Raw genomic sequence first — 6,413 nt, forward strand, 5'->3', positions numbered from 1 at the left:
AAAATGTGATTTCGCCTCACTCTCGCCAACACGACTCGTTCATACGAGTCGCTTTTGGCTCACGGATTGCTGAATCTCTGCTTGATTTTTCTATCTTTGCGCTCGTAAAATAAAAGGGACACAATATGCCTACAATGACTTCTGCGCAGGTGCGCGAATCTTTCATCAAGTTCTTTGAATCCAAGGGCCACCTCTTTGTGCGTTCTTCGCCGGTGGTTCCGCATGACGACCCGACGCTCATGTTCACGAACGCGGGCATGAACCAGTTCAAGGCTATCTTCTTGGGCGACAATCCGAAGGGTTGGAAGCGCGCATGCAACAGCCAGAAGTGCCTTCGCGTGTCCGGTAAGCACAACGACCTCGACGTGGTGGGTCGCGACAACTACCACCACACCTTCTTCGAAATGCTCGGCAACTGGAGCTTCGGCGACTACTACAAGAAAGAAGCCATCGCCTGGGCATGGGAACTTTTGACCGAAGTGTGGAAGCTCCCGAAGGAACGCCTGTTCGCAACTGTGTACCAGGATGACGATGAAGCTTGGCAGATTTGGAAGGACGTGTCCGGTCTTCCGGATGATCGCATCATGCGTTTTGACGCTCACTCCAACTTCTGGGAAATGGGCGACACCGGTCCGTGCGGCCCCTGCTCCGAAATCCATTATGACCGCGGCGACCTCGCTACGCAGGCCGAAACCTTCAAGGACCCGATCAAGGGCGTGAACGGCGAAAACGACCGCTATATTGAAATTTGGAATAACGTGTTCATGCAGTACGAACGCGTGAGCGATGGCTCCCTGATTCCGCTGAAGGCCAAGAACGTCGATACCGGTATGGGCTTCGAACGTATCTGCGCGATTCTCCAGGGCAAGACCAGCAACTACGACACCGACGTGTTCACCCCGATTATCGCGAAGATCGCTGAACTTTCCGGCGTTCCGTACAACGATGGCGAAGCCGGCACCCCGCACCGCGTGATTGCCGACCACATCCGCGCTATTTCTTTCGCTATTGCCGATGGCGCACTCCCGAGCAACGAAGGCCGTGGCTACGTGCTCCGCCGCATTCTCCGCCGCGCCAGCCGCTTTGCCCGCCTGCTTGGCCAGAAGAAGCCGTTCATTTGCCAGCTCGTGCAGGTTCTCGCCGACACCATGGGCGATGCCTTCCCGGAAATCCGTGAACGCAAGGAATTCGTTGCATCCGTGATCAAGAGCGAAGAAGAAAGCTTTATCCGCACGCTCGACGCCGGCCTCGAACGCTTCGCCGCCATTTCTGCCGAACTCAAGAAGGGCGACAAGATTCCGGGCGACAAGGTGTTCTTGCTCTATGATACCTATGGATTCCCGCCGGACCTCACTGGCATTCTCGCCGAAGAAAAGGGCCTCCTCATTGATGAAGAAGGCTACGAAAAGTGCATGGAAGAACAGAAGGCCCGCGCCCGCGCTAATATGAAGCAGGGCATCAACACGATGGGTACCGAAGGCTGGACGCAGTACAGCGAAGAAAGCACCAAGTTCGTGGGCTACGAACTCTCCGCTTGCGAAACGAAGGTCGTCCGCTGGCGTGAAGACAAGGGCGTGCTCAGCATCGTGCTTGAAACCTCTCCGTTCTATGCCGAAATGGGTGGCCAGGTTGGCGATAAGGGTACGCTCGTTTCTGGCGACCTCGAAATTGACGTGTTCGACACCGTGAAGGTGAACGACACCGCCCTCTGCCGCGGTAAGGTGAAGAAGGGTACGGCTAACGAAACGACGATGGGTGCTGTGTTCATGGCAACTGTCGACAACGACCGCCGTAACGATATCCGCAAGAACCACTCTGCCACTCACTTGCTGCAGGCCGCTCTCCGTCAGGTGCTTGGCACTCACGTGCAGCAGCAGGGTAGCTTCGTTTCGGACGAACTTCTCCGCTTCGACTTCAGCCACTTCAACGCCATGACTGCTGAAGAAATCCAGAAGGTCGAAGACATCGTGAACGCTAAGGTGATGGAATGCCTGCCGGTCAATACTCAGGTGATGGGTGTGGACGAAGCCAAGGCAAGCGGTGCCATGGCTCTGTTCGGCGAAAAGTACGGCGACGAAGTCCGTGTGGTGAAGATGGGCTGCGCGAACGAAGAATTCTCCAAGGAACTCTGCGGTGGCTTGCATGTGCAGAACACCGGTAACATCGGCCTCGTGAAGATTGTTTCTGAATCCAGCGTGTCCGCTGGCGTGCGCCGTATCGAAGCCGTCTCTGGCCGTGGCGCTTTGAGCCTCCTCCGCGCCGGTACGCAGATTTTGACGGCTCTCCGCGAACAGCTCCGCTGCAAGGACGCCGAAGTTCTCGACCGTATTCAGCAGTCCTTCGCCAAGACGCAGAACCTCGAAAAGAGCCTGCAGTCCGTGAAGCTGGAACTTGCGACGCTCGCCGCTGCCGAACTCTTGAATGGCGGCATTAACGTGGCTGGCGTGAACCTCTACGTTCGTGAACTCTCGATTCCGGATGAAAAGTACAAGAACTTGCTCGACGGCGTTCAGAACAAGCTTGCAACCGATTCTGTGGCTGTGATTGCCAATAAGGATAACGGTTCTGGTAGCATCGCCGTGTTGGTCGGCAAGGATGTGCAGGCCAAGGGCATCAAGGCTGGCGACCTCGTCAAGGATCTCGCCGCTGCTTGCGGTGGCCGCGGCGGTGGACGTCCGGACCGCGCTCAGGCCGGCACCAAGGAAGTCGACAAGATTGCCGGTGCCATCGCCAACGCCAACAACTGGATTAGAGCGAAGCTGGGTGCGTAAATAACGCGCAGCATCACCATTTCAAAAGGCGTTCCTCGCGTTAGTGCGGGGCGCCTTTTTTGATAAACTCCTTTCGCAGTTAAAGCACTGGAAGATTTAGTTTTTTTTTCTAGATTGTTTCCTTAGCATTCATTTTGTTAGGAGATGCGATGATTGTTGACTTTTTGAACACCGTTGACAGCGTTCTTTATTACCCGATTCTGATTATCGTTCTTGCTGCGGCGGGAATCTATTTTAGCATTCGCACGCGGTTCGTGCAGATTAGGCTTTTCGCGGAGGCGGTCCGCACGCTGATTGAAAAACCGCACGAAGCGGGTGGCGTGTCTTCGCTGCAGGCACTCTTGGTGTCGACGGCGTCGCGCGTGGGCACAGGCAACATTATCGGTGTTTCGACGGCAATTTGCCTCGGTGGCGCCGGTGCCGCTTTCTGGATGTGGGTGCTTGCTATTATCGGAGCGTCGTCGGCGTTTGTCGAAAGTACGCTTGCGCAGGTATACAAGCATCGCGACCGTCGTACGAATGGCTGCTACGGTGGCCCTGCGTATTATATTGAAAGTGCGCTGCATAGCCGCTGGCTGGGCATCGTGTTTGCGGTGTTCCTGATTTCTACTTACGCGTTCGGCTTCAATCTGCTTTGCTCCTACAACTTGCAGTCGACTTTCGAAACTTACAGTTTCTACAATCCGTCGGTCACGCCATGGATTATCGGCGTAATCCTTGCGGTGTTGGTGGGCTTCTGCCTGTTCGGCGGTGGCAAGCGCATCGTAAAGACGACGGGAATCCTTGTCCCGGTCATGGGACTTTTCTATGTGATTCTTGCGGCCATCATGCTGATTGCGCATTTCAACTTGATTCCCTCTGTGATTGTTGCGATTATGCAAGATGCGTTCAATTTTCAGGCGATTGGCGGAGGCATTGCTGGCTCTTGCCTGATGTATGGAATCAAGCGCGGCCTTTATTCTAACGAGGCGGGCGTCGGTTCTGCCCCGAACGCGGCTGCGGCGGCTCACGTTTCGCACCCGGTAAAGCAGGGCCTTGCGCAGATGCTTTCCGTTTACATCGATACGCTTTTCCTTTGCACGGCCACGGCCCTGATGTGCCTTGTTTCTGGCGTTCCGGGAACGGCCGAGAATGCGGGTGCCATGTATGTGCAACAGGCTGTCTCGACGACGTTCGGTACGGTGGGTCCGGTGTTCATTACGGTGTCGATGACGCTGTTCGCCTTCACAACCCTTTTAGGTAACCTTTACTACGTGCATAACGCGATTGCCTACATCAACAAGAAAAAGATGCCCGGCAAGGCCACAATGGCGGTGATTCATGTATTGTGCAGCCTGGTGGTGCTCTTTGGCGCGGTCACTCCGATGGATGCCTGTTGGGCACTCGCTGACATTACCATGGGTGGCATGGCGCTCATCAACTTGCCCGCGTGCGTTATTCTGGGCGGGGTTGCCATCAAGGCGCTTCGCGATTACGAATTCCAACGCAAACAAGGTCGCAATCCGGCTTTTATTGCAAGGCGTATCGGCTTAGATGCCGAAAAACTCGATTACTGGCACCACAAGGAAAGGGACGAAAGGGAATAACCGAATTCCAAGTCATGAAATTAAAAGGGCTGCGAAATGAATCGCAGCCTTTTGATATTCATTGTGCTCGCGGAATGACGCGCTTGCTTTACTTGATCGCAATTCTTTGCATTAGGCTCTTGGAACCATCGCGCACGCGCACCACGTACATGCCTTCGGCAACCTTCAAGTCGACAGAGCCCTTCACGTTCTTTGCGCTGAATACCGGGCGGCCCTGCATGTCGAATACGTCGACCTTGGCGGCGGTGGCGCCTGCAATAAAGAGCGTGCGGTCAGAGAGGTGCATCGAGAGGCTGCTCATGCCGGCAATGCTCTTGATTGCGATGGTAGAGTCGTTCGATGTCGTGTCCTTCTTGGTGGTGTCTGTCTTGGTTGTATCCGTTTTAGTCGTGTCGGTTTTCGTAGTGTCCTGCTTTACCGTATCCTGCGGCGGTTCATACGTCTTAAGTCTCACCAAGATGCTGTCGAAAGCCGGTTTGGGTTGCAGGTTATCGTCATAGATAAGGCCCTTTTGCCTGTTCAGGCCGCCAAGCCAACTCCATTTATCAGAAACGCCCCAAATCAGGTAGGTGTCCGCATTCGGTTCTTCAAGGATGATGTCCAGGTACTGGCGGAAAGTCTGGCCTTGGCGTTCAAGATCGCTCTTGCTCACGTTGATGCCGCTCTTGAATCCGATATCGAGTTCGGTGATTTTCAGCTTGATATTGAGTTTTGCAAGTTCCTTGGCAAGGGAACGGAGACTGTCCGGCGAACCGATAAAGTGCTTGTCGGTCGTGGTGTCTTCCACGTGCGTCTGGGAACCCACGCAGGTGATAGGAATGCCGTTGGCGACCCAGCGCTTCACCTGTTCCAGCAAGAAGCCTGCCTTGGCCTTCGGGTTTACGCCCTGTTCCAGGTTGTAGTCGTTGTAGCAGAGCTCCGCGTTGGGGTCGGCGGCGTGCGCCCACACGAAGGCGGAGTCGATAAATTCGGGGCCGATTCCCTGGTACCACACGGAATAGGAACGCCATTGGGGTTCGTTGTTGCTGATGGCCTCGTTCACCACGTCCCATTCATCCACCTGGCCTTTCCAGTGTCCGACCACGTTGTTGATGTGGTTCTTGAGCACGCTGAGAAGTTTCTTTTTGTCGTTCTTGTAGTTGTTCACCCAGTTCGGAACCTGGCTGTGCCAGGCGAGGGCATGGCCACGGACACGCATGCCGTTCTGCTTTGCGTACTTGACCATCTTGTCGCCGTTATTGTAGTTGAAACGGTTTTCGCTCGGTTCGGTGGCGTCGAATTTCATCTCGTTTTCGGCAACGACGATGTTGAACTGCGTCTTGTGAACTTGTTCGTACTGCGAGGGAAGGCCGCCGCCAAACCACTGCGAGTTTAAAATGGCACCGATATAGATGTTGTTTTTGTCTGCCAGTGACCTGAGTGTTTCATCTGCAGCGACGGCGCTTGTGAGTCCTGCACCGAGAAGGGTCGCGCACAATGCGAAACCCGCAATGGAATGATTGCTCATCATTACTTCTCCTTATTTTATCGCCCCACACGATCACTCGTGTATAAAATAATCAAAAATGACTGCAAAAGATGTAAATATACCGAAACCAAAAGTTCCATTTTTTAGGCTAAAAGGGGGAAAGTCTCCCCCTCGGCAAAGCCTGTAGTCTTTGCCTACCCCCTCGCCTAGGGGCTTCGCCCCTAAAACCCCAAAAGGCCACAAAATCAAAATGCCCATGGCTCCAGAAAGTAAACGAAACTTGGCAACTTGTTGCCTTAGTTGAGTTATGCTCTATGAGTATAAGCTCGACTCGCTCACATGGATTCGGCCTTCGGCCTCTAATGTTCGCTCGCCGACTTACTTTCCTCCGCCTTTGGGCTTTTATCTCCCGCTGTCATGCCGGGCTGGCCAATAGCCACTTGCAGCTTTGCTGCTTAGAGTACCTTGGCATAATACTAACCGAACAATGTTCGGAGTATTATGAAGCCAAGTTACATCGGTGGCTGTGTTGTCATAATAAATTGGTAGCGGCACTAAAGTGCCGAGCCACACAGAGGATATGGTCCT

At 54.1% G+C, this 6,413-nt stretch carries 3 protein-coding genes; 2 read left to right on the plus strand and 1 reads right to left on the minus strand.

Annotated features, from left to right (window positions below):
• Positions 1–125: 125 nt before the first annotated feature.
• Positions 126–2,771 carry an alanine--tRNA ligase gene (gene alaS / locus QZN53_RS10195; RefSeq protein WP_163438858.1) on the plus strand — a complete coding sequence of 882 codons (2,646 nt, stop codon included), beginning with the start codon at positions 126–128 and terminating at the stop codon, positions 2,769–2,771.
• A 149-nt stretch (positions 2,772–2,920) separates the two neighbouring features.
• Positions 2,921–4,357 carry a sodium:alanine symporter family protein gene (locus QZN53_RS10200; protein ID WP_163438859.1) on the plus strand — a complete coding sequence of 479 codons (1,437 nt, stop codon included), beginning with the start codon at positions 2,921–2,923 and terminating at the stop codon, positions 4,355–4,357.
• 88 nt (positions 4,358–4,445) lie between these two features.
• Here the strand turns inward: QZN53_RS10200 and QZN53_RS10205 are convergent, their stop codons facing one another.
• Entirely contained in the window at positions 4,446–5,867 is a 1,422-nt protein-coding gene (locus QZN53_RS10205) for an endo-1,4-beta-xylanase (protein WP_294652887.1), read from the minus strand.
• Positions 5,868–6,413: the final 546 nt, after the last annotated feature.

Source organism: uncultured Fibrobacter sp. (genome assembly GCF_900316465.1).
In the GTDB taxonomy this organism is placed as follows: Bacteria; Fibrobacterota; Fibrobacteria; order Fibrobacterales; family Fibrobacteraceae; genus Fibrobacter.